The sequence below is a fragment of the Amycolatopsis orientalis DSM 40040 = KCTC 9412 genome (assembly GCF_000478275.1).
In the GTDB taxonomy this organism is placed as follows: domain Bacteria; phylum Actinomycetota; class Actinomycetes; order Mycobacteriales; family Pseudonocardiaceae; genus Amycolatopsis; species Amycolatopsis orientalis.
The window spans coordinates 176,902-198,611 of record NZ_ASJB01000083.1 but is presented as its reverse complement, the minus strand read 5'-3'; the positions used below and the strand labels follow the sequence as shown (position 1 = coordinate 198,611).

Genomic DNA, 21,710 nt, shown 5'->3' with positions numbered 1-21,710 from the left:
TGAACAGGGGGCCCGGCCGGTAAGCGGCCGGCCGGGCCCTTCGCCAGTATCCACGTTCCCCTCCCGCGGAGACGAGCGATGTCCGACACCGAACTCCTGCCCGCCCCGGCCCGGTCCGGCCATCGGCTGCGCCCGGACCGCTGCGTCATCGAGCCGTCGATCAGGTTCCTGCGCTTCCCCTTGGCACGGGGCAGATTCGCCGCGACGGCGGGATACCTGGACATCGCCGAGGAACCGGCGCTCTTCGTCGAACTCGACGTCCCGTCGCTGCGTACCTATCCGCGGCCGCTCCGGCGGCCGATCCTGAAACGCTGTCCGGCCAAGGTGCTCACGTTCACCTCCGACGAACTCGTCGTCGACGAGAGGCGGGTGCTGATCGAAGGGCGGATCGGCGGCCGCGGCCTCGTACTGGAGGGAGATCTGCGCTACGTCGACGAAGAACGGATCGTCTTATGGGCCAAGGGAATCCTGCCCCGGCCGCGGCGCGCGCCCTGGTTCGCCCGCCGCGTCCACGTCGAGATCGCGATCGAGTTCGTCCGATGAGGCGGCTCACCGGATTCGCGTGTGCGGCGATTTTCCTGATCCTGCAAGCCATCTATCTCGCTCCGCCGTCGAAGGCGGCCACGCAGCAGGTGATGATGCAGGACTACGCCTACGGCCCGGCGTCGCTGACCGTACGGGTCGGGGACACCGTCACCTGGATGCAGCACGATCAGGCGCCGCACGACGTCGTCACGACGAGCGCGCCTGTCGCGTTCCGCAGTCCGCAACTTTCGGCCGGGCAGAGCTGGAGCTACACCTTCACGAAGCCGGGAACGTACTCCTATTACTGCTCGGTGCATCCGGACATGCGCGCGTCGATCACCGTGCTGGCCGCGGAGACGCCCACGAAACAACCGGCTCCCGCGCCCCCGAAGCAGACCACACCGGCCCGCCCCGCGACGTCGGCGCCCGCGAGTACGGCGGCGAGCGCACCGCCGTCGAGCACCGCGTCCCAGGCCCCGGCGGCTCCGGCGCCTTCAGGGACCGAGACCACCGCGCCCGCCCAGCCGGTCACCCAGCAGGCGGCGGCGTCGGAACCCTCGCTCGACCCGATGCTGCTGGTCGCCGGGATCGTCACGGCGGTGGCGGTGCTGTGCCTGCTCCTGGTGGCGTCGCGACCGGCGAGATGAGTCTTACCGAGTTCTGACGGACGGCGTCCGCGGGCCGTCGGACGCGGAAAACGCGGTTATGGTGCCGGTGATGTCCACAGTCACCGAGCCCGCCCCCACCGCGTCCGTCCGGAAGGGACACCGGGCCGACCTGATCGCCGTCGGGCTGGCCATGTTCGTGGTGGCCGCCGCGATCGCCGTCGGCCTCCACTACAACCGTCCCGGTTCCGGCGTGGTGATCTACGCCTTCGCGCCGCCGCTGTTCGGGCTGTGGTCACCGCACGTCGGCCCCGGGACGGTCGCCGCCGTCGTGCTCGCGCTCGTGGTCGTCACCAAAGGTCCCTCGCTCGCCGCCCGGCTGCGCTGGCGACCGCTGCTGGCGCTCGGTTACGTGGCCGCGCTGGCGTGGACGTTCTCGCTGGCGATGATCGACGGCTGGACCCGGGGCTTCACCGGCAGGCTCACCACCGAACACGAGTACCTGCACGAGGTACCGGGCATCACCGACATCCCGCGGATGCTGGCCGAGTTCTCCTCGCGCATCCTCGACTACCAGCCGAACTCGTGGACGACGCACGTCTCCGGGCATCCGCCGGGCGCGACGCTGGTCTTCGTCTGGCTCGACCGGCTCGGGCTGCACGGCGGCGCCTGGGCGTCGGCGCTCGTGGTCGTGGTCGGCTGCCTGGTCGTCGTCGCCGTCCCGGTGACGCTGTCCGCCCTGGGCAGGCAGGACGCGGCACGGACGGTCCTGCCGTTCGCCGTCCTGACCCCCGGCGCGATCTGGATCGGTGTCTCGGCCGACGGGCTCTTCGCCGGGGTGACGGCGACCGGGATCGCGCTCCTCGCGCTCGCGGCCCGGCGGCGGATCCTCGCCCTGCCCGCCGGAGTGCTGCTCGGTTTCGGGCTCTTCCTCTCCTACGGCCTCGTGCTGTTGGGCCTGCTCGCGCTCGCCGTCGTCGCGCTGACGCGCCAGTGGCGGATCCTGCTCCTCGCCGCGCTGGGGGTGGCCGCGGTCGTCGCGGCGTTCGCGGCCACCGGGTTCTGGTGGCTCGACGGCTATCACCTGGTGGTCGAGCGCTACTACCAGGGGATCGCCACGCTGCGCCCGTATTCCTACTGGGTGTGGGCGGATATCGCGGCGGTGCTGATCGCGCTCGGTCCCGCCGTGATCGCCGGGACGCGGCGGACGGGCGCGGCGTTCCTCGCCGGACCCCGGCGGTCGTTCCGGGACCCGGTCACGCTGATCGTGGCGGCCGCGGTGCTGACGGTCGCGTTCGCCGACCTGTCCGGCCTGTCGAAGGCGGAGGTCGAGCGCATCTGGCTACCGTTCGAGGTGTGGCTGCTGCCCGCGGTCGCGCTGCTGCCGTCAACGGGACGGCGGTGGTGGCTCGCCGCGCAGGCGGCCACGGCGCTGGTGGTGAACCACTTGGTGCTGACGAGCTGGTGAGAGGGATGCGATGACCGAGCAGGGCCGTGTGCTCGTGGTCGACGACGACGAAACCGTCCGGGACGTCGTCCGGCGGTACCTGGAGGTCGCGGGTTTCGACGTCGACGTCGCCGGGGACGGCACCGAGGGGCTGCGGCTGTTCTCCGCCACCGGCCCGGACCTCGTGGTGCTCGACGTGATGATGCCCGGGCTCAACGGGCTCGAGGTGTGCCGCCGGCTGCGGCAGGTGAGCCAGGTGCCGGTCGTCATGCTGACCGCGCTCGGCGAGGAGGAGAACCGGATCGCCGGGCTCCAGCTCGGCGCCGACGACTACGTCACGAAACCCTTCAGCCCCAAGGAACTCGCGTTGCGGGTGGCGTCGGTGCTGCGGCGGGCCCGGATGCCGAGGCCCGAACCGGCGGCCACCGAACTCGCCGACGGTGACCTCCGCCTGCAGATGACCGCGCGGCAGGCGAGTATCGGCGGCGTCGAACTTCCCCTGACCAGCAGGGAATTCGATCTGCTCGCGTTCTTCCTCGCGCATCCGGGGGTGGCGTTCTCCCGTGCCGATCTGCTGGAGAAGGTCTGGGGCTGGGACTTCGGCGATCAGTCCACTGTGACCGTCCATGTGAGACGGTTGCGGGAGAAGATCGAGAAGGATCCGGCGAAACCCGTCCGGGTCGCCACCGTATGGGGTGTCGGCTACCGGTACGACCCGGTGCGGCCATGATCGGCGCGGGTGAGTCGTTCGGCGAGATGCTGGCGCACGCCTGGCACATCCTGCCGTTCGCCCTGCTGTTCGCGTTGCCGGTGGTGCTGCTCGGCGGGCTGGTGTTGTACCTGCTCAGACGCGGTTCGCTGGCGGGCACGATGACGACCCTCGTGCTGATCCCGGTGCTCGCGACCCTGGTCGCGGTGCTCGGCATCAGCGGGTTCATGTTCACCCCCGCGCTGACCACGATGACGCTGGTCTGCCTGCTGGTCGCGCTGGTGACCGTGCCCGCCGCGCTCGTGCTCGGCCGGGTCATCGCGCGCCGCAGCGTATGGGAGCGCGAAGCACGGGAACGGGAACGCGCGGCCGAAGCGTCGAGGCGCGAACTCGTCGCGTGGATCAGCCACGACCTGCGGAGCCCGCTGGCCGGGATCCAGGCGATGGCCGAGGCGGTCGCGGACGGTGTCGTCGCCGAGCCCGGCGAGGTCGCGGAGTACGCCCGGCGGATCAGCGGGGAGACCACGCGGCTTTCGGGCATGGTCGGCGACCTCTTCGAGCTGTCGCGGATCACCGCCGGCGCACTGGAGCTGACCATGGCGTCCGTGCCGCTGCGCGACGTCGTGAGCGACGCGGTCGCCGCGCAGGCGCCGCTCGCCGGGCAGAAACGGGTGCGGATGGTCGAGCACGCCGACGCCTGGCCGGTCGTCTCCGGAAGCGATCCGGAGCTGGCGCGGATCGTGCGCAATCTGGTGTCCAACGCCGTCCGGCACACCCCGCCGGACGGGACGGTCGCGGTCCAGCTCGGTATCGAGGGCGGCGAGGCCCTGCTGGCCGTCGACGACGGCTGTGGCGGGATCCCCGACGACGAGATCGGCCGCGTCTTCGACGTCGCGTTCCGCGGGACGCGGGCGCGGACGCCCGAGCGCGGCGGGCTGGCGAGCGGTGGCGGGCTCGGGCTGGCGATCGCGAAGGGGCTCGTCGAGGCTCATCGCGGCCGGATCGGCGTCCGCAATCACGGCCCCGGCTGCCGCTTCGAAGTCCGGCTGCCGCTCTCGACGTCCTGACCGTGTCAGTGCCGTGTCACCGCGGTGTCAGCGCGCCCGGCGAACGTAGCGGCCATGACGACTTCAGCGATCACAGCCAAGAACGACAAGCGCCGGGCCATCCGGCGAGTGGGGGTCACGGCGTTGGCGGCGGCGTTGCTGGCCGGGGCGGCCCTGCCGGGGGTGGCGGCCGCGGACACCGCCGGGAAGGATCGCCCGGAGCTGCGGGCGATGGTCCAGGAGATCGCCGCCTCGGGTTTCGCCGGAGCGCAGCTGCGGGTGCACGACGCGCGCGGCGACTGGACCGGCAGCGCCGGGGTGCGCAAGCTGGGCGAGGCCGCGAAACCGCCGACGAACGGACGGTTCCGGATCGGCAGCAACACCAAGACCTTCGTGTCCACCGTCGTGCTGCAACTGGTCGGCGAGGGCAAGGTGGGCCTGGACGCGCCGGTGGCGGACTACCTGCCCGAGTTCGGCCTCGACCGGCGGATCACCGTGCGGATGCTGTTGCAGCACACCAGCGGATTGTTCGACTACACCGGCGCGATGCTGCCCGACGGGACGATCGTGCCGGGAATCCCGTTGCAGGGCAAGGAATTCCTCGACAACCGCTACCACACCTACCAGCCGGAGGAGCTGGTGCGCTTCGGCCTGTCCAAACCGCCGCTCTTCGCGCCGGGGACGGACTGGACCTACACGAACATCAACTACGTGCTGGCCGGGCTCGTGATCAAGAAGGTCACCGGGCGTCCCTACGGCGACGAGATCGGACGGCGGATCCTGCGGCCGCTCGGGATGCGGGACACCCTGGTGCCGGGCACGTGGCCGGGGATCCCGGGGCCGCACGCCCACGGGTATTACCGCTACCAGGAGGCCGGGGAGTGGAAGACGGTCGACATCACCGAGCAGAACCCCTCCTGGGCGTCCAGCGCGGGTGAGCTGATCTCGACCACCAAGGACCTCCACACGTTCTTTTCCGCGCTGCTGGGCGGACGGCTCCTGCCGGCCCCGCTGCTGGCCGAGATGCGCAAACCGCATCCGAAGGGCGGCTACGGCCTCGGGCTGTACGTCCAGGAGTCGAGCTGCGGAACCGTCCTCAAGGGCATGGGCGGCTTCCACGGCTACGGGACGCTGATGGCCAGCACGCCTGACGGCAGCAGGACCTACGAGCTGTCGATGACCTACGGGGACTCCGCGGCCGACCTGGGGCAGGCGTACAACAAGGCGGACCAGATGCTCACCGACAAGGTGCTCTGCGGCAAGTGACCGGGGCCCGGAGGTGAAGGGCGCTTTCCCCGCATGCGACGTGGGGAAAGCGCCCTTCACCGCGTGAGATGAGGGGAAAGGGCCCTTCGGCAACCGGGGCTCAGAGGCGAAGGAAGCCCATGTCCGGGAAGTGGGCCGGTGCGATGATCGCGCCGGTCTCTTCGGCTTCGGCGAGGAACCGTTGCCGGGTGCGGAGGGCGAGGTCCGGGTCGACGTCGCTGAGGAAGCTCACCCGCGTGTCCGTCAGCTGCGCGGGCGTGTGCAGGACGTCGCCGAGCAGCAGCAGGCGTTCGTCGTCCGCGGTGATATCGAGGACGTAGTGGCCTGGCGTGTGGCCGGGAGCGTGCCTGGCCACGATGCCGGGGGCGATCGGGACGTCGTCGCCGCTGATCGCCTCGGTCAGGCCCGCGCCGCGGGCGGTCTCCATGCCGACCCGGCCCCATTCGCCCGTCCCGGCCGGTTCGATCAGGGCCTCCCAGTCGAGCTGCCCGAACACGACCCGCGCGCCGGGGAAGGTCAGCTCGCCTTCCGGGGCGATCCAGCCGATGTGGTCGTTGTGCAGGTGGGTGAGGAAGACCGTGTCGATCTCGCCCACCGGGCAGCCCGCCTTGTCCAGCGCGGCCGCGAGGTCGCCGCCTGTGCCCATCGGCGGGGTGGGATCGCCCTTGGCGGGCGTCATCCCCTGGGGGAAGGCGAATTCACGCGGGCCGAGTCCGGTGTCGACGAGGATCGTGCGCCCGTTGCCGCGGATCAGGTACGCGCCGGTCGGGACGTGCACGGTGCCATCCTCGTCGAGCACGTCCGGGTGGGCGTCCGGGTCGAGACCGGGGAAGAAGGCGAGCGGCAGCCTGATCAGGCCGTCGCCCAGTGCCTCGATCTCGATGTCGCCGACGGTGATGCCCACAAAACCCCCAAGGTCGTTCCACGTTGTCCGCGAACGACAACCGCGCGGAGGCCCGGTCTGTTCCCGGTTTCAGAGGCTTGCCGGTTCCCGCAGCTCAGCGGTGGCGAAGCCGGCGATGCCTTCGGCGAAACCGGTCTCCGCCTTGAACCCGAGCAGCCGTTCCGCGCGTCCCGGGTCGGCGACCACGTGCCGGACATCGGCGGGCCTCGCGCCACCGGCGATCACCGGTGCCGGGCCACCGCACGCCTTCGCGAGTTCGTCGGCGAGTTCGCCGACGGTGTGCGGCTCGCCGGAGCAGACGTTCAGCGGCGTGAGTTCGCCTTCGGGGCCTTCGGTGTGAAGCGCGAGGACGTTCGCCCGCGCGACATCGTGGACGTGGACGAAGTCGCGCTGCTGCTTCCCGTCCTCCAGCACCCGGGGCGCCTCGCCGCGCAGCAAGGAGGAGCGGAACAGCGACGCGACCCCGGCGTACGGGGTGTTTTGCGGCATCCGCGGTCCGTAGACGTTGTGGTAGCGCATCGCCCAGACCGTTCCGCCCGTTTGGCGCGCCCACGCCGCCGCCAGATGCTCCTGAGCGAGCTTCGTGGCCGCGTAGGTGCTTCGCGGCTGTAGCGGGGCATCCTCGGGGACGAGTCGCCGGCCGAGTTCGCTCCCGCAGGTGGCGCAGGCCGGCTCGAAGCGCCCGGCGTCCACATCGGACCGTTCGCGCGCCGACGGCGGGACGATCCCGTGCGTCGGGCACTCGTAGCGGCCTTCGCCGTAGACGACCATCGACGAGGCGAGCACGAGTTTCCGTACCCCGGCGGCGTGCATCGCGGCGAGCAGTACGGCGGTGCCGTGGTCGTTGTTGAGCGTGTACGACGGCGCGTCGGACGGGTCGATCCCGTGCCCGACGACGGCGGCCTGATGGCAGACCGCGTCGACGCCCTCCAGCAACCCCGCGACGAGGTCCGGGTCGGTGATGTCGCCGCGCAGGAACCGGTGGCGCTCGGTGTAGCCGGGCGGGCGCGACGAACCGTGCGCGGTCCTCAGGAGGTTGTCGAGGACGACGACCTCATGGCCCTGATCGGACAGCAGATCGGCGATATGGGAGCCGATGAACCCGGCCCCGCCGGTTACCAGTGTTCGCACCCTCCCGACGCTAGGGGCGATCTTCGGCTTCGGCCCCGCATCCGCCGTTCACGTCAGGGAATCGTCACAACTCGTGGCCCGTGACACCGCGGGAGCGAAGATCAGCCGAAACCGGATACGGTGTGCGTATGGAACGGAGCGCACAACGGCTGGGCCGCGCACTGGTGGTCATCGTGGACGATCGCGTCGCCCATGGCGAACACGAGGACAACACGGGACCGCTGGTCACGGAGCTGCTCGAAGAAGCGGGCTTCATCGTCGACGGTGTCGTGGTGGTCGAGGCCGAGACGGCCGCGATCCGCAACGCGCTCAACACCGCGGTGATCGGCGGCGCCGACCTCGTGATCACCGTCGGCGGCACCGGGGTCTCCCCGCGCGACCGCACGCCCGACGCGACGGCCGGTGTGCTCGACCGCCCGATCCCGGGCATCGGCGAGGCACTGCGCGCGTCCGGCCTCGCCGCCGGCGCGGTGGACGCGGGTATCTCCCGCGGGCTCGTCGGCGTCTCCGGCAGCACGCTGGTGGTCAACCTCGCGGGTTCGCGCGCGGCCGTCCGCGACGGCATGGCGACGCTCTCGTCGCTGGTGCCGTACGTGATCGACGAGCTTTCCGGTCTCGAAGAGGCCTAGCTCTTGGGGGCGGGTCCGGGCTCAGTCCCGGGCTCGTCCTTCTTGTCCTGATGCAGCTTGTCCTGGTGCAGCACCCCTTCCACCTTCTCGGTGACCTTGCCGATCTTGTCCTCGAACCGGCCGCCGGTGACCTTGTTCGCCCCGGCGGAGGCCACCGTGACGCCCTTGGCCGCGACGTCGCCCGCCTTCTCGGCCAGCGGCCCGGCCTTCTCGCGGACTTCGCCCGCGACCTCTTCCGCTTTGTGGATGGCCTGCGCGGCCAGCCCCTTCGCTTTGTCGACAATGCTCATGCGCTGATGGTCCCACTGGTCGGCGGGACCCGCGACCGGTGCGAAAATGGACGTCATGCCAGGTGAAGACGAAGACAAGCGCCCTTCGAAGGCGGCCTCGGAGGCACGCCGCCGGGTCGACGAGATCTTCGGCGACGTCCTGCCGGACACGACCTCCGACGAGCGGGAGCCGGGCCGACGGACCCCGGACTCCGACTCGTGGTACCTGGAGAACCGGCCGCCTCACCACGACCGGTGATCCGGCTCAGCCCTGGCGGTTCTGCTGGGCGCGCAGCAGGTCGCGGATCTCGGTGAGCAGCTCGACGTCGGTCGGCTCCGTCGGACCCGCCTCTTCACCGCGCTTGCGACGCTCCTGGATGTGCTTGACCGGCAACACGATCACGAAGTAGACGACGGCGGCGACGAGCACGAAGTTGATCGCCGCGTTGATCACGCCACCGAAGTCGAGGAACGTGGCGTCGTTCGCGCTGAGGATGTTGAAGCCCAGCCCCTTGGCGGCGTCCGAACCGCCGATGGTGTTGATCAGCGGCTTGATCAGGCCGTTCGTGAACGCCGTCACGATCGACGTGAACGCGGCGCCGATGACCACCGCGACCGCGAGATCGACGACGTTCCCGCGCATCAGGAAGTCCTTGAAACCCTTGAGCAAGACGCTCTCCTCTTTCACCTGGGACGGTGCCGACCGTCCCGTCCGTACCGGGGGGACGCAGGCGCCCGCCGGGGCAGGCGCGAGCTAGCGGAGGGTAACCGTTATGGACCGTTCCAGCGAGGTGGCCGCCACCCGTGTCGCGATCGCGGACGGCAGGGAAAGCAGCACCAAAGGTCCCTTGCTCCCGGCTTTGGGGCTCCTCGTCCCGGCGGCCTCCTGCTCGCCGACGGCCGCCACGACGGCCGCGCTGGCCAGCACAGACGCCTCCCGTCCGGCTTCGGCGGCCGCGACGACGTCGACCCGCTGACCCGGCCGCAGGAGTTCGGCGACCCCGGCGTCGGCGAGTCTCACCGGGACGGCCGAACTTTCTGGATCACCCGTTCCGGGGATGGCCGCTCCCAGCAGGCGGACGTCGGTCAGCGGCTCACCCGGCCGCGCCGCTCCGACGAGCAGCCGCCCCTCGGCCGCGATGGTCTGGCCGAGGGCGCCCTGTGGACGGACGTCCTCCGGGAGGTCGACGAGCTTGAGGTCTCCGGGCCGCAGTAAGGCCCCGGCGGGCAGGTCACGGGCGGCGACCACGGTCGCGGTGCCGGGCGTGCCGCGGGCCGAGGCGGGTAGGAAGAGCGCGACCAGGCCGCTGAGCAGCAGGGACAGGGCGAGCCAGCGGCGGAGCAGCCGCGCGGGCCTGCCGTGGAGTCTTCGCAGGACGGGCAGATCGTGGAGCACGGGATTCCCCCTCGTCGATCGGTGATGATCTCGACGCTAGGGGCCGGTGCCGGACCTGGAAAGAACGAAAACCCCCGGTTGTGGATAACCGGGGGCCTGTGGACAACTCGGGACGTCAGGAAGCGGCGGCGGCCGTTTTCGTCGTACCCGTGGAGGAGGATGCCGGGCTCTTGCTCTCCGACTTCGACTCGGTCTTCGACTCCGACTTGGTCTCGCTCTTGGCCGGGGCCGAGGTCGTGCTGGCCTTCGAGTCGCGCGAGTCGGTGCGGTAGAAACCGCTGCCCTTGAAGACCACGCCGACCGAGCTGAAGACCTTGCGAAGCGGGCCCGAGCACTGCGGGCACACGGTCAAGCTCGCGTCGGAGAACGACTGCACGGCCTCGAAAGCGTGGTCGCATTCCTTGCAGGCGTACTGGTAGGTGGGCACTGCTGCTCCTTCGTGCATTGGCACTCAGCCGACAAGAGTGCTAACACAACACGGTACCGGGGCATTCCGGCGCAGGTCAAACAAGGTTTCCCAAGGTCACATGACGGCCTGGTCACGCTACTTGTCCCGTGCCTGTTCCGGGCCGAGCCGGAATCGGACATGAGCCTGGTCGGTGGCCCCGGTGCGGTGCGCAGGAGGCGAAATCGGCCTCGGCCTGTGTGATTCCGAATAATCTAGCCAGTCTAGATGTTGTATATCTAGAGGGGCTAGATTAGCCTGCGTGGTGAAGGCTATGAAGTACCGGGATGTGCGGCGGGCCCTTCTTGATGAAGGCTGCACTCACAAGTCGACCCGGGGGAGTCATGAGAAGTGGGTTTGCCCGTGCGGTCGGCATCAGGCGATCGTGCCCCACCACAAGAACGTCTCACCCGGTGTCGTGGACGACGTCATCAAGAAGCTCACGTGTCTGCCGGAGGGGTGGCTGCAATGACCGATACCTACATCGTCTTGGCCAAGCGCTGGAAGCGCGGGTGGGAACTTCATATCGACGGCGTCGGTGTCACGCAGGCGGGCACCTTGTCCAAGGCGGAGGCCGTCGCCCGCGAGTACATCGCGTTCGCCCTCGATATCGAGGAGGAGAACTCGTTCGACGTGGACGTCGTTCCCCAGCTCGAAGCCGAATTGGCGGAGCAGGTGAGGTCGGCTCGCGCCGAAGTGCGGGACGCGGAGCGCAGGCAGCGCGAGGCCGCGGCGAAACAACGTGAAGTGGCGAAGAAACTCGGAAGCGCCGGTTTGTCCGGACGGGAGATCGCCGCGGTGCTGGGGATGACACCGCAGCGGGTGAGCCAGTTGATCGGTGGCTCCGGCAGGGCGGGCACCGCGAAGCGCACGGCCGCCGTCGGCAAAGTGACCCGTGTGATCAAAGGGAAGAGTGCGACCGCGGGCGGTTGAGTCGCCGACCCCGCGGCGAAAGGAAGTCGCCATGTCGAAAGACGGCGAGGATCCCTTCGGCGGCAGAAGTCCGACAAGCCATGAGCATATGACCGGCTTGCCCTGGGACGCGTCGTACCGCGAAGGCCCCGCTCCTTGGGACTTCGGCGGACCGCAGCCGGCGGTCGTCGAGGCGGCAGGCCGGTTCACTGGCGACGTGCTCGACGTGGGCTGCGGCTCCGGCGAGAACGCGCTCCATCTCGCCTCGCTCGGTCTCCGGGTGCTGGGCGTCGACGTCGCCGAGACGGCGCTGCGGCGCGCACGGCGAATGGCCGGGGAGCGTGGGCTCGACGCCGAGTTCGCGACGGCGGACGCGCTCCGGCTGGAGCGGCTTGGGCGCGGATTCGACACCGTGCTCGATTGCGGGCTCTTCCATACCTTCGACGCGGACGAGCGCGTCCGGTACGTCAAGAGCCTCGAAGCGGTCACCAAGGGGACGCTGTTCATCCTGTGCTTCAGCGACGAAGGCGAGAACACCGGGCCCCACCCCGTAAAACGGGAAGCGCTGACGGCCCCCTTCGGTCGAGGATGGCGGGTGAAGACCATCGAAAAGGCGCGCGTCCGGACCAGGTTCCACGACGAGAACGGCGCGCCCGCCTGGTTCGCGACGATCGAAAGAGAGCCGTCGGATGAGTGAGTTGCGGGGTTTGCTGGCCGAGGTCGCCGCCCGGGTGGCCGATTACCGCGAAAGCGTGGCCGGGGCGCCGGTCTTCCCGGAGGACACGACCGGTGTCCGGGAGAAGCTCGGTGACCTGCCCGACAAGCCCGCCCCGCCCGCCGACGTGATCCGGCGGCTGGCCGACGCCGTGGAGCCCGCGCTGGTGGCGACCACCGGGCCGAGGTACTTCGGCTTCGTCGTCGGTGGCGCGCTCGACGCCGCGACGGCGGCCGACATGCTGACGACAGGGTGGGACCAGCCCGCGTTCAACAAGGTCACCTCACCGGCCGCCGCGATCGTCGAGGAGGTGGCGGGCGAATGGCTCAAGGACGTCCTCGGGCTGCCGTCCACCGCTTCCTTCGGATTCGTGACCGGCGGGCAAGGCGCGAACACCGTCTGCCTGGCCGCCGCCCGTCATCACGTACTGGCCAAGGCCGGGTGGGACGTCGAGCGCCGCGGACTGAACGGGGCGCCGCCGCTCCGGGTCGTCGCCGGCGAGGGGCGCCACGCCACGATCGACTGTTCCTTGCGCCTCCTCGGTCTGGGCGCCGACGCCGTCGATCCGGTACGCGCGGACGCGCAGGGCGCCATCGACGTCACCGATCTCGAACGGGTGCTCGACGGGCCCGCAATCGTTTGCCTTCAGGCCGGGAACGTGAACAGTGGCGCCTTCGACGACTTCGGGGCCGCGATCCGGATCGCCCATGAGCACGGTGCCTGGGTCCACGTCGACGGCGCGTTCGGGCTGTGGGCCGCCGCCAGCCCCGCATTTCGTCCTCTGGTGGCGGGAGTGGACCAGGCCGACTCCTGGGCGGTCGACGGGCACAAGTGGCTCAACGTCCCCTACGACAGTGGGTACGCCTTCTGTGCCCACCCCGAGTCCCACCGGGCCGCGATGTCGGTCACGGCCGCCTACCTGACCGGGCAGGGAGACGGTGGCGTGCGCGCGCCTGGCGACTTCGTGCCGGAGTCCTCGCGCCGGGCGCGGGGGTTCGCGACGTGGGCGGCGCTCGGCGAGCTGGGCCGCTCGGGGCTCGCCGAGCTGGTCGACCGCTGCTGCGCTCTGGCCCGCCGGTTCGCCGAACGGCTCGAAGCGATCGAAGGTGTCACGGTCGTGAACGACGTGGTGCTGAACCAGGTGCTCGTGAGTTTCGGCGACAAGACGGACGAGGTGGTTGAAGCCGTACAGCGGTCCGGCGAATGCTGGCTGGGCGCGACCACCTGGCACGGGCGGCGGCTCATGCGGATCGCCGTGTCCAACTGGACCACCACGGAAGCCGACGTCGACCGCGGTGTCGCCGCGATTCAAGCGGCTTGGGCGTCCGTGGCGGCCAAGGGGTAGGCGTAGCTCGCCCCGCCGAGACGTCGCGCGGTCGCGTGCAGGGCGGCGTTCGCCTCACGCATCCGTCGCAGCGTCGCGAGATCGCCGGGCGGCGCGGTGCGCTGGACACCGAACAGCACGGTGTACGGATCCCGTGCCTTCGGGACGTGGGGCGCGGCGACACGCGCCGTCGGGAACAGATACAGCAGCACGCTCCCGCCGACGCCGAGCAGCTCCGGTGTCAGGTCCGCCAAAGCGTCACCGAGCACCTTTTCGGCCTGAGCGCCGGGAAGCAGGACGTTCGCCCTCGGATGCGGGTGGTACCACGAACCGGCCGATCGCAGCTGTGCCTCGATCGGCCGGAGCCGGTCGACGAACTCCCGGTAGGTCACCTCGAAGATCTCGGCGGAATCGTGGCGGAGGTCGTCGATCGGCGGCGACTGCGGGGAAACCGCCTCCAGCACGAAACGCCAGCGTCCGTCCGCGTACTGCGCCTGGCCGTCGACGTGCTCGAAACGGAGTTCGTCCACCAGGCGCCGCTGATCACCGAGGTAGGCGCCGAGATCGTGGTAGGTCAGGCGATGCCGCCGGACCGTCGAAGGCGCCCGGGTCAGCGCGACGGTGGCGCGCGTGATGATCCCGTGCCGTCCCTGCGTCCCGCGCACGGCGTCGAAGAGGTCCGCGTTGCCGGTGGGCGAACAGGTCACCAGTTCGCCGTCGGGGGTGACGACGTCGAGATCGTGGACGTTGTCGGCCTGCGAGCCGAACCGGTGACTCGCGCCGCCGAAACCGCCGGTGGACAGCAATCCGCCGACGGAAAGCTCCAGATAGTCCGGAAGTACCGGCGGGACGGTGCCGGTGCGCAGGGTCGCGTCGACGACGGCGCGCCAGCGTGCCCCGGCGTCCACACTGATCCGGTCGGGGCCGAACGGGCGGACCCCGCCGAGTGTCGACATGTCGATGACGATCCCGGCGCTGACCAGGGCCTGTCCGTCGACGGAATTCCCGCCGCCGCGGGCCACGACCGGGATGCGGTGCGTCCGGCCGAACTTCACGAGCGCCGCCACGTCGACCGCGGTGGCCGGGAAGGCGACGGCGAGCGGCCGCCGGTGGACGTGGCCGCCGAAGTCCCGCTCAGCGTCCGCGAGGTCACGGTCGCGGACGCTGAGCGTTCCGGCGAGTTCGGGCAGCGCCACGGCTCCGCGTCCGGGGATCGGCAGCCGGCGTTCGAAATCGTGGTGTGCCACGGGATGCGACCTCCGGTCCGGGGAACGGCCCTCTCCTCGGCAACGACGGTAACGGCCCCGGACGGGGTCCGGCCTCTTCCGGATTGCGAGCCGTTGCGGACTGGCCTACGGGAACGTTCTCCGTCCAGGGTCGTGAGTGGTAATGACGGTTCTAACCCTCATTACCACTCACGACCTACCTGGCCCTTATGCGGCGAGGGCACCCTTCGGCTCCTCGGCGTTGATCTTCTCCCCGCCTCGGTTGATGACGTCCTTCTCGCGCCCGGAAACCACCAGATAACCCTCGGGTGTCAGCCGGACGATGTCGCCGGTGTCGTACCAGCCGCCGTCGACGAACGATCGCGCGTTCAGCTCGGGGGAGCGGTAGTAGCCGCGCGTGGTGTACGGGCCGCGGACCAGCAGTAACCCGGGCTCGCCAGGCGCCACCGGGACGCCTTTTTCGTCCACGAGCCGGATTTCGTCCGCAGGTGAGATCGGCTTGCCCTGGGTGTGCAGGATCAGTTCGTCCGGATCGTCGAGCCGGGTCAGGCACAGAAGTCCTTCACCCATCCCGAAGACCTGCTGCAACGTGCAGCCGAGCTTCGGCCGCACCTGCGCCGCCAGCGAAGGATCCAGTTCGGCAGCGCCGATCTGGATCATCTCCAAAGTGGACAGATCGATGCCCGGTTCCGAGTCCAGGTACTCGATCCAGCGATGCAGGATCGCGGGCACCGCGGACGTCGCGGTGATCCGCTCGCGTTCGATCAGCGGCAACGCGTGGTGCGGGGCCGGAGACGGCGCGATGACGACCCGGCCGCCGGAGAGCAGAGCGCCCAGGATTCCCGGCCCGGTATTGGCGAATCCGTGCCCCAGCGGCAGTACCGCCAGGTACGAGGTGTCCGGGCCGAACCGGCAGATCTCCGACGCCGTCTTGATCATGTAGCTCAGGTCGTTGCCGCTGCGGGGGATCAGCTTCGGCAGCCCGGTCGTCCCACCGGAGAGCAGGAAGGTCGCGACGGCGTCGCCGCCCGGAGCGGCCGCGTCGAGCGCTTGCGAGACCTCGACGGGTTCGTCAGCGACGAACAACGCCCGGAGGTCGATGTTGCCGGGATGGAGATCATCGCCCGCCACGAACACGAGCCCATCCGGCATTACTTCACTGGCGAGCACCTGGTGGTCGAATCCTTTGTGGACATCCGGCACGACGATCGCGCTCGCCTCCGCGTTGGCGATGATGCCCCTGATCTCGTGCGCGCGGAACTGCGGCATCGTCCACACCGGGACGGCGCCGAGCCGTAGACAGGCGACCGTGGTGAGGACGAACTCCCAGCAGTTCGGCAACTGGATGACGACCCGGTCGTCGGCGCCGATACCCGCCGCGCTCATCCGGATCGCCGCGCCGTCGGCCTTCGCCAGCAGCTCACCGAAGGTCAGCCGCACGCCCCCGTCGACAAGGCAGACCTCGTCCGGGTACTTGCGCGCGGTCTCGGCCAGCCACGTCCCCAGCGACCGGCCTTCCCAATAGCCCTCGGCGAAATAGCGGTCCGCGACGCTTCTCGGCCACGGCACGACTCCCGTCCCGGTCGACCGACCCGCTGATGCCGGCATGACTCCTCCTCGATATGGGTCCCGATCGGACACTCCCACGGGCCCCGCACGTGGGCGTCTCGAAGCTTGCGCTCGCACTCGGGGATCGCTCGAGGATCTCGCGCAAGCAGTCGAGGAGATGCCGGAGACGGCCGTCAGGGCAGAAGCTTTCCCTACATAGACGCGCCGGGATTTTGTGTTGTCTCCGATCGGGCGACCTATTTCGAGGAGCGAGGACTTGAGCGAGTACAAAGCACCCGACGAAGCCATTGCGATAATCGGTATGAGTTGCAGGTTCGCTCCAGACCTCGACTCTCCCGAGAAGTTCTGGGATTTCCTCGCAGATGGCAAGAGCACCGTCAGCGACATGCCCGAAAAGCGGTGGAAGGCTTACGCCGCGGGCAGTCCCCAGGCCACGGCCATTCTGAGGGGGACCACGATCCGTGGTTCCTTCCTCGACGACATCGAGGGGTTCGATGCCGACTTCTTCGGCATTTCTCCGCGTGAGGCGGACTTCCTCGACCCGCAGCAGCGATTCATCCTGGAACTGGCCTGGGAGGCGCTGGCGGACGCGGGTGTCCCGCCGCTTTCGCTGCGCGACTCCGACGCCGGTGTGTTCGTCGCCGCGAACTCGAACGACTACGGCCGCCGCCTGCTGGAGGACATTCCCCTCACCGGCGCGTACGCGGTCAACGGCACGACGTTCTACGGGATCGCGAACCGCGTTTCCTACTTCCTCGACGTCCGCGGCCCGAGTATGGCCGTCGACACCGCCTGCGCGGGTTCGCTGACGGCCCTGCACATCGCGGCGCAGAGCCTGCGGGCAGGCGAGACGTCGATCGCGCTCGTCGGTGGCGTCAACATCATGGCCACCCCGGCGCTGAACGTCGCGCTGGAAGGCGCGGGCGCGATGTCGCCGGACGGCACGAGCAAGGCCTTCGACAAGAACGCCGACGGCTACGGCCGCGGTGAGGGCGCCGGCGTCATCGTGCTGAAGCTCCTTTCGGAGGCGGTCCGCGACGGCGACCCGATCCAGGCCGTGATCCGCGGCAGCGGCGTCTTCCAGGACGGCCGCTCCGAGGGCATGATGGCGCCGAACGCCGACGCGCAGGCCCAGATGCTGCGCGAGGTCTACCAGCGGGCGGGTGTCGATCCGTCCACTGTGGACTACATCGAGGCGCACGGCACCGGCACCCCGACCGGTGATGGCGAAGAGGTGGAGGCGCTCGCCGCCGTCATCGGTGCCGTGCGGTCGGCGGAGAACCCCTGCCTGGTCGGCTCGGTGAAGCCGAACATCGGGCACGTCGAGGGCGGTTCCGGTATCACCGGCGTGATCAAGACCGTGCTGGCGCTGCGCAACGAGCAGATCCCGCCGAGCCTGCACACCGAGCCCAACGACGCCATTTCGGCTCCGGACTCGGGTCTGAAACTGGTCGCCGAGAACACCCCGTGGCCCGCGGGCGGCAACACCCGCCGTGCCGGTGTCTCCAGCTACGGCGTCGGCGGCACCATCGCCCATGTCGTCCTCGAAGAGGGCCCCGTGCCGGAGGAAACCCGGCCACGCAAGGACGGCGACGACGGCACGCGGAAGGTCTTCCCGATCTCCGCCATGTCGGAAGCGGGTCTCCGCGGGCTGGCCGGTTCGGTCGCGGACTGGATCGACGCCAACCCCGGCGCGTCGCTCGGCTCGATCGGGTACACGCTTTCGCAGCGGCGTTCGCATCTTCCGCAGCGGGGCACGGTCATCGCCGCCTCCACCGAACAGCTGGCCGAGCGGCTCCGCGCGATCGCCGTCGACGAACCCGCTCCGGGCATCCTGCTGGCCCGCGCGGGGCAGCAGAGCGACGGCGCGGTGTGGGTCTTCTCCGGGCACGGTTCGCAGTGGTCCGGCATGGGCCGTCAGCTGCTCGCCGAGCACGCCGGATTCGCCGCCACGATCGACTCGCTGGCCGGCGTCTTCCAGGAGGAGCTGGGCTGGACGCCGCGGGAGGCCATCCTCGACGGCGGCCCGTGGACCGCGGCACACGTCCAGGCACTGACCTTCGCCATGCAGGTCGGTCTCGCCGAGGTGTGGCGCAGCCGGGGTGTCAAACCGGGCGCGATCATCGGGCATTCGGTCGGCGAGATCGCCGCAGCGGTGGCCGCCGGGACGCTCGACGTGCTCGAAGCCGCCCGCTTCGCCTGCCGCCGCGCGGCCGCGTTGCAGCGGCTGGAGGGCGACGGCGGCATGGTGCTGGCGAGCCTGTCCTTCGCCGACGTCCAGGCCAAACTAGGTGACCGCCCCGACCTCGTCGCGGCGATCTCCGCGAGCCCGACGTCGACCGTCGTCTCCGGCGACAAGGGCGCGATCGCGGAACTCGTCACGCGGTGGCGTGAAGAGGGTATCGACATGCGGGTCGTCGACACCGACATCGCCTTCCACAGCACCCACGTGGACGCGGTGCTCGAAGAGGTCGCGGCCGCGGCGCGGCAGCTCAACCCGCGCACGCCGTCGGTCAGCCTCTACAGCACCGCGCTGACCGATCCGCGCTCCGACGTCGCCCGCGACGGCGATTACTGGGCGGGCAACCTGCGCAACCCCGTCCGTTTCGCCGAAGCGGTCGAGGCGGCGTTCTCCGACGGGCACCGGGTGTTCGTCGAGATCTCGTCGCATCCGGTCGTCTCGCACTCCATCATCGAGACCGCCGAGAGCCTCGGTATCGACGACCTGGCGGGCTGCGCCACCCTGCGGCGCGACACCGACGAGGTCGGCACCCTGCTGCACAACCTCGCCAAGCTGCACGCCCAGGGCGTCGAGATCGACTGGACGTGCGACTTCCCCGAGGGTGAGCTGCTGGGCATCCCGGCCGCGGCGTGGCAGCACCGTCCTTATTGGATCTTCCCCGAGGGTTCGGGTTCCGCGGGTCTCGGGAGCGGGCATGACCCGGAGAGCCACAGTCTGCTGGGTGGCCGGATGACGGTAGCCGGCGCGCCTTCGCGGCAGGTCTGGCAAACCCGGCTCGACATGGACAGTCGTCCGTACCCGCAGAGCCACGGCCTGGTCGGGGTCGAGGTCACCCCGGCGGCGTCGATCATCAACACCTTCGCCCTCGCGGCGGAGGAAGAGGTCGCGCCGGCGCTGACCGACATCGTGCTGCGCACCCCGCTCGCCGTGCAGCCGGCCCGCATCGTCCAGGTCATCAAGGAGGGCCGGTCGCTCACGCTCGCCACGCGGGTAGCGGACGAGACCAGCGCCGAGGACGACGAGTGGATCACGCACACCACCGCCTCGATCGACACGAGCGCGAAGGTGCCGGAGGGCCGGATCGAGTTCGCCACGATCCGCGACCGCCTGCCCAACGGCTCGCTCACCAAAGCCGACGAGATGTTCGGCCGGATGGGTGTCGAGGGCTACGCGTTCCCGTGGGACATGAGCGAGCTGTACTACGACGACGTCGAGCAGCTCGCGCTGATGGACTGCGTCGCGCCGCCCGCGAAGCTGGCGACGAGCTGGGCGCACGTGATCGACGCCGCGCTCACGATCAGCGCGATGGTGGTCTCGCCCGGCCACGCCACCGTGCTGTGGATGTCGCGCGGCATCGAGAAGGTGGCGTGGAAGGGTGAGCCGCCCGCGCGGATCATCGTGCACGCCGTGCGCTCGCCGAAGTCGCCGGAAGACACCGTCGACGTGCTGGTGGCCAACGAGAACGGCGACATCGTCTCCGAGGTCATCGGCCTGAAGTTCGCCGCCGTCGAGCATTTGGGTACCGCGGTCCTGCCGCGCGACCTGGTGCACGAGATCTCCTGGCACGAACTGCCCGAAGCCACGCTGGCCTCGGATCTCGACCAGATCGTCGTGGTGGGCCCGCCCGCCACGACCGGCACCCTGGTCGAGCAGTTCACCGCGGCCGGCGTCACCGCCAGCGCGGTCGAGGTCGCCGTCGACGGCGAACCGCTCGACCTCACGGCGGAACTGTTCGCGAACCCGGGCGCGGTCGTCGTCGCGCCTTCGCGAGCGGCGGAAGGCGAGCGGCTGGAGGACGCGACCGAACGCGCGACGTGGTCGCTCCTCCGCACCGCGCAGCGGCTCGCGGAACTGCGGTCGACGTCGAAGGGTGAGGTCGCGACCCAGCGGATCTGGGCGCTGACCGGCGGCGTCCGCCAGGGCACCGACGAACGTTCCGTCGCGCACGGCCCGTTGTGGGGTGTCGGCCGCATCATCGCCGGAGAGCATCCGGAACTGTGGGGCGGCACGATCGACGTCGAGCACCCCGCGGCGCCGGACCTCGGTGCGCGGCTGATCGAGGTCTTCCGCGGCCCGGCCGGTGACGAGGACGTCATCTCGCTGACCGGTGGAGGCGCGGAAGTGGCCCGGTTGAGCCAGATCACCCGCAGCGCGGACGGTTCCCCGCTGCACTGCTCGCCCTCGGGCACGGTGCTGATCACCGGTGGTCTCGGCGGGCTGGGGCTCGAGGTCGCCCGCTGGCTGGTCGACCGCGGCGCCCGCCGTCTGCTGCTGGCAGGCCGCCGTGGCCTGCCGCCGCGCGTGGAATGGCCTTCGGTGACCGACCCGGACGTGCGGCACCAGATCGACAGCGTCCTCGGGCTCGAAGCGCTGGGTGTCACGGTCGGCGTGCTGGCGCTCGACATCACCGACGAGGACGCGGTCGCGTCGGCGCTGGTGCCCGGCGCGCTGGGTCTCCCGCCGGTGACCGGCGTCATCCACGCCGCCGGTGTGGTCAACGACGCGCTGGTGGACAAGGTCGACCAGGACGGGCTGCGCGACGTGTTCGCGCCGAAGGTCGGGGGTGCGCTGGTACTGCACCGGCTGTTCCCGGCGGGGTCGCTCGACTTCTTCGTCCTGTTCTCCTCGTGCGGCCAGTTCGCCCGCCTTTCCGGGCAGGCGAGCTACGCGGCGGCCAACTCGTTCCTCGACGCGCTGGCCACGCACCGCAACTCGGGCGGCACCCACGACACCATCAGCCTCGGCTGGACGGCGTGGCGCGGTGTCGGTCTGTCGCAGGACATCGCGACGACCATGCTCGAAGCGAACTCCCGTGGCCTGGAAGCCGTTTCCGCGTCGGAGGCGTTCCGGGCGTGGGCGTTCGGTGACCGGTTCTCGTCCGACTACCAGGCGGTGCTGCGGGTGCTGCCGACGCCGCCGCACCAGCGGAAGCTGCCGATGTTCCGCGAACTCACGGTGGTCGACGAGAGCACCGAAGCCAACGCGGGCAACGGGTTCACCGTCGACTTCGCGAACATGTCCGAAGAGGACACTCGCGAAAAGGTCACCGGCGACGTCCGCGAACAGGTGGCGGCGGAGCTGAACCTGGAGGCGGGTGACATCGAGCTGAAGCGGCCGCTGGTCGAACTCGGTGTCGACTCGGTGATGACGGTGGCGCTGCGGGTGCGGTTGCAGCGGCGTTACGGGCTGGACCTCCCGCCGACCATCCTGTGGGCCAGGCCCACCGTGGCCGCGATGGCCGACCACATCCACACCGGCCTCGCCGAACTGGCCGGGGCGGGCGAAAACCAGGCCGAAGCGGCCTGATCTCCCCAGTCGAAGGGCGTGGGTGGCCTCGATGGCCGCCCACG

General features: G+C 70.1%; 21 protein-coding genes. 13 read left to right on the top strand and 8 right to left on the bottom strand.

Going from position 1 to position 21,710, the window contains the following annotated elements; translation table 11 throughout:
• Nucleotides 1-78: 78 nt before the first annotated feature.
• The 6 genes from L324_RS32055 to L324_RS32030 are packed head-to-tail and all read left to right on the top strand — an operon-like array spanning nucleotide 79 to nucleotide 5,598.
• Nucleotides 79-543, top strand: a complete 465-nt coding sequence (locus L324_RS32055) for a hypothetical protein (protein WP_037317564.1) — start codon at nucleotides 79-81, stop codon at nucleotides 541-543.
• Nucleotides 540-1,172 (top strand): cupredoxin domain-containing protein, encoded by a 633-nt coding sequence (locus L324_RS32050; protein WP_037317561.1) that lies wholly within the window; start codon nucleotides 540-542, stop codon nucleotides 1,170-1,172. The genes L324_RS32055 and L324_RS32050 overlap by 4 nt, the downstream gene beginning before the upstream one ends.
• Before the next feature lie 58 nt (nucleotides 1,173-1,230).
• Nucleotides 1,231-2,598 (top strand): hypothetical protein, encoded by a 1,368-nt coding sequence (locus L324_RS32045; RefSeq protein ID WP_037317558.1) that lies wholly within the window; start codon nucleotides 1,231-1,233, stop codon nucleotides 2,596-2,598.
• Nucleotides 2,599-2,608: 10 nt separating this feature from the next.
• Nucleotides 2,609-3,307, top strand: a complete 699-nt coding sequence (locus L324_RS32040) for a response regulator transcription factor (protein ID WP_037317556.1) — start codon at nucleotides 2,609-2,611, stop codon at nucleotides 3,305-3,307.
• On the top strand, nucleotides 3,304-4,353 hold the full coding sequence (locus L324_RS32035) for a sensor histidine kinase (RefSeq protein ID WP_037317554.1): 1,050 nt from the start codon (nucleotides 3,304-3,306) through the stop codon (nucleotides 4,351-4,353). The genes L324_RS32040 and L324_RS32035 overlap by 4 nt, the downstream gene beginning before the upstream one ends.
• Nucleotides 4,354-4,407: 54 nt before the next feature.
• Nucleotides 4,408-5,598, top strand: coding sequence for a serine hydrolase domain-containing protein (locus L324_RS32030; protein WP_037317551.1), 1,191 nt, complete (start codon nucleotides 4,408-4,410; stop codon nucleotides 5,596-5,598).
• 100 nt (nucleotides 5,599-5,698) lie between these two features.
• On the opposite strand, the gene L324_RS32025 is transcribed toward L324_RS32030, so the two are convergent.
• Nucleotides 5,699-6,502 carry an MBL fold metallo-hydrolase gene (locus L324_RS32025; protein WP_037317548.1) on the bottom strand — a complete coding sequence of 268 codons (804 nt, stop codon included), beginning with the start codon at nucleotides 6,500-6,502 and terminating at the stop codon, nucleotides 5,699-5,701.
• Between the two features lie 69 nt (nucleotides 6,503-6,571).
• Nucleotides 6,572-7,633: an NAD-dependent epimerase/dehydratase family protein gene (locus L324_RS32020; protein WP_037317545.1), complete on the bottom strand. Its 1,062-nt coding sequence runs from the start codon at nucleotides 7,631-7,633 to the stop codon at nucleotides 6,572-6,574.
• A 128-nt stretch (nucleotides 7,634-7,761) separates the two neighbouring features.
• Between L324_RS32020 and L324_RS32015 the strand changes: the two genes are divergently transcribed.
• On the top strand, nucleotides 7,762-8,262 hold the full coding sequence (locus L324_RS32015) for a MogA/MoaB family molybdenum cofactor biosynthesis protein (protein WP_005155592.1): 501 nt from the start codon (nucleotides 7,762-7,764) through the stop codon (nucleotides 8,260-8,262).
• Here L324_RS32015 and L324_RS32010 read toward each other — a convergent pair.
• Nucleotides 8,259-8,552, bottom strand: a complete 294-nt coding sequence (locus L324_RS32010; protein ID WP_037318797.1) for an Rv0909 family putative TA system antitoxin — start codon at nucleotides 8,550-8,552, stop codon at nucleotides 8,259-8,261. The two genes, L324_RS32015 and L324_RS32010, sit on opposite strands and share 4 nt — an antisense overlap.
• A 55-nt stretch (nucleotides 8,553-8,607) precedes the next feature.
• On the opposite strand from L324_RS32010, the gene L324_RS32005 reads away from it, so the two are divergent.
• Complete coding sequence (locus L324_RS32005) at nucleotides 8,608-8,790, top strand: hypothetical protein (RefSeq protein WP_037318795.1); 183 nt, start codon at nucleotides 8,608-8,610, stop codon at nucleotides 8,788-8,790.
• 6 nt (nucleotides 8,791-8,796) lie between these two features.
• Here the strand turns inward: L324_RS32005 and mscL are convergent, their stop codons facing one another.
• The 3 genes from mscL to L324_RS31990 all read right to left on the bottom strand — a co-directional run bounded on the left by mscL (nucleotide 8,797) and on the right by L324_RS31990 (nucleotide 10,354).
• Nucleotides 8,797-9,201 (bottom strand): large-conductance mechanosensitive channel protein MscL, encoded by a 405-nt coding sequence (gene mscL / locus L324_RS32000; protein ID WP_037317542.1) that lies wholly within the window; start codon nucleotides 9,199-9,201, stop codon nucleotides 8,797-8,799.
• A gap of 84 nt (nucleotides 9,202-9,285) precedes the next feature.
• A complete protein-coding gene (locus L324_RS31995) occupies nucleotides 9,286-9,927 on the bottom strand; it encodes an SAF domain-containing protein (RefSeq protein WP_037317540.1) in 642 nt (213 codons plus the stop codon).
• A gap of 115 nt (nucleotides 9,928-10,042) precedes the next feature.
• Nucleotides 10,043-10,354 carry an FmdB family zinc ribbon protein gene (locus tag L324_RS31990; protein WP_037317537.1) on the bottom strand — a complete coding sequence of 104 codons (312 nt, stop codon included), beginning with the start codon at nucleotides 10,352-10,354 and terminating at the stop codon, nucleotides 10,043-10,045.
• Nucleotides 10,355-10,646: 292 nt separating this feature from the next.
• Here L324_RS31990 and L324_RS41850 point away from each other — a divergent pair, with 292 nt between their 5' ends.
• The 4 genes from L324_RS41850 to L324_RS31975 all read left to right on the top strand — a co-directional run bounded on the left by L324_RS41850 (nucleotide 10,647) and on the right by L324_RS31975 (nucleotide 13,344).
• Nucleotides 10,647-10,844 carry a type II toxin-antitoxin system HicA family toxin gene (locus tag L324_RS41850; RefSeq protein ID WP_235783729.1) on the top strand — a complete coding sequence of 66 codons (198 nt, stop codon included), beginning with the start codon at nucleotides 10,647-10,649 and terminating at the stop codon, nucleotides 10,842-10,844.
• Nucleotides 10,841-11,305: a hypothetical protein gene (locus L324_RS31985; protein ID WP_051174212.1), complete on the top strand. Its 465-nt coding sequence runs from the start codon at nucleotides 10,841-10,843 to the stop codon at nucleotides 11,303-11,305. Before L324_RS41850 ends, L324_RS31985 begins: the two co-directional genes overlap by 4 nt.
• An 88-nt stretch (nucleotides 11,306-11,393) precedes the next feature.
• On the top strand, nucleotides 11,394-11,981 hold the full coding sequence (locus L324_RS31980; RefSeq protein ID WP_037317534.1) for a class I SAM-dependent methyltransferase: 588 nt from the start codon (nucleotides 11,394-11,396) through the stop codon (nucleotides 11,979-11,981).
• Nucleotides 11,974-13,344, top strand: a complete 1,371-nt coding sequence (locus L324_RS31975; RefSeq protein WP_037317531.1) for a pyridoxal phosphate-dependent decarboxylase family protein — start codon at nucleotides 11,974-11,976, stop codon at nucleotides 13,342-13,344. Before L324_RS31980 ends, L324_RS31975 begins: the two co-directional genes overlap by 8 nt.
• Here the strand turns inward: L324_RS31975 and L324_RS31970 are convergent.
• Nucleotides 13,308-14,570 (bottom strand): FAD-binding protein, encoded by a 1,263-nt coding sequence (locus L324_RS31970; protein WP_051174210.1) that lies wholly within the window; start codon nucleotides 14,568-14,570, stop codon nucleotides 13,308-13,310. The genes L324_RS31975 and L324_RS31970 overlap by 37 nt on opposite strands.
• 186 nt (nucleotides 14,571-14,756) lie before the next feature.
• Entirely contained in the window at nucleotides 14,757-16,157 is a 1,401-nt protein-coding gene (locus L324_RS31965) for a (2,3-dihydroxybenzoyl)adenylate synthase (protein WP_235783711.1), read from the bottom strand.
• A gap of 175 nt (nucleotides 16,158-16,332) precedes the next feature.
• Between L324_RS31965 and L324_RS31960 the strand changes: the two genes are divergently transcribed.
• The gene (locus L324_RS31960) at nucleotides 16,333-21,666 is read left to right on the top strand and encodes a type I polyketide synthase (protein ID WP_268871966.1); all 5,334 of its coding nucleotides are present in this window, start codon (nucleotides 16,333-16,335) and stop codon (nucleotides 21,664-21,666) included.
• The last annotated feature ends 44 nt before the right edge of the window (nucleotides 21,667-21,710 follow it).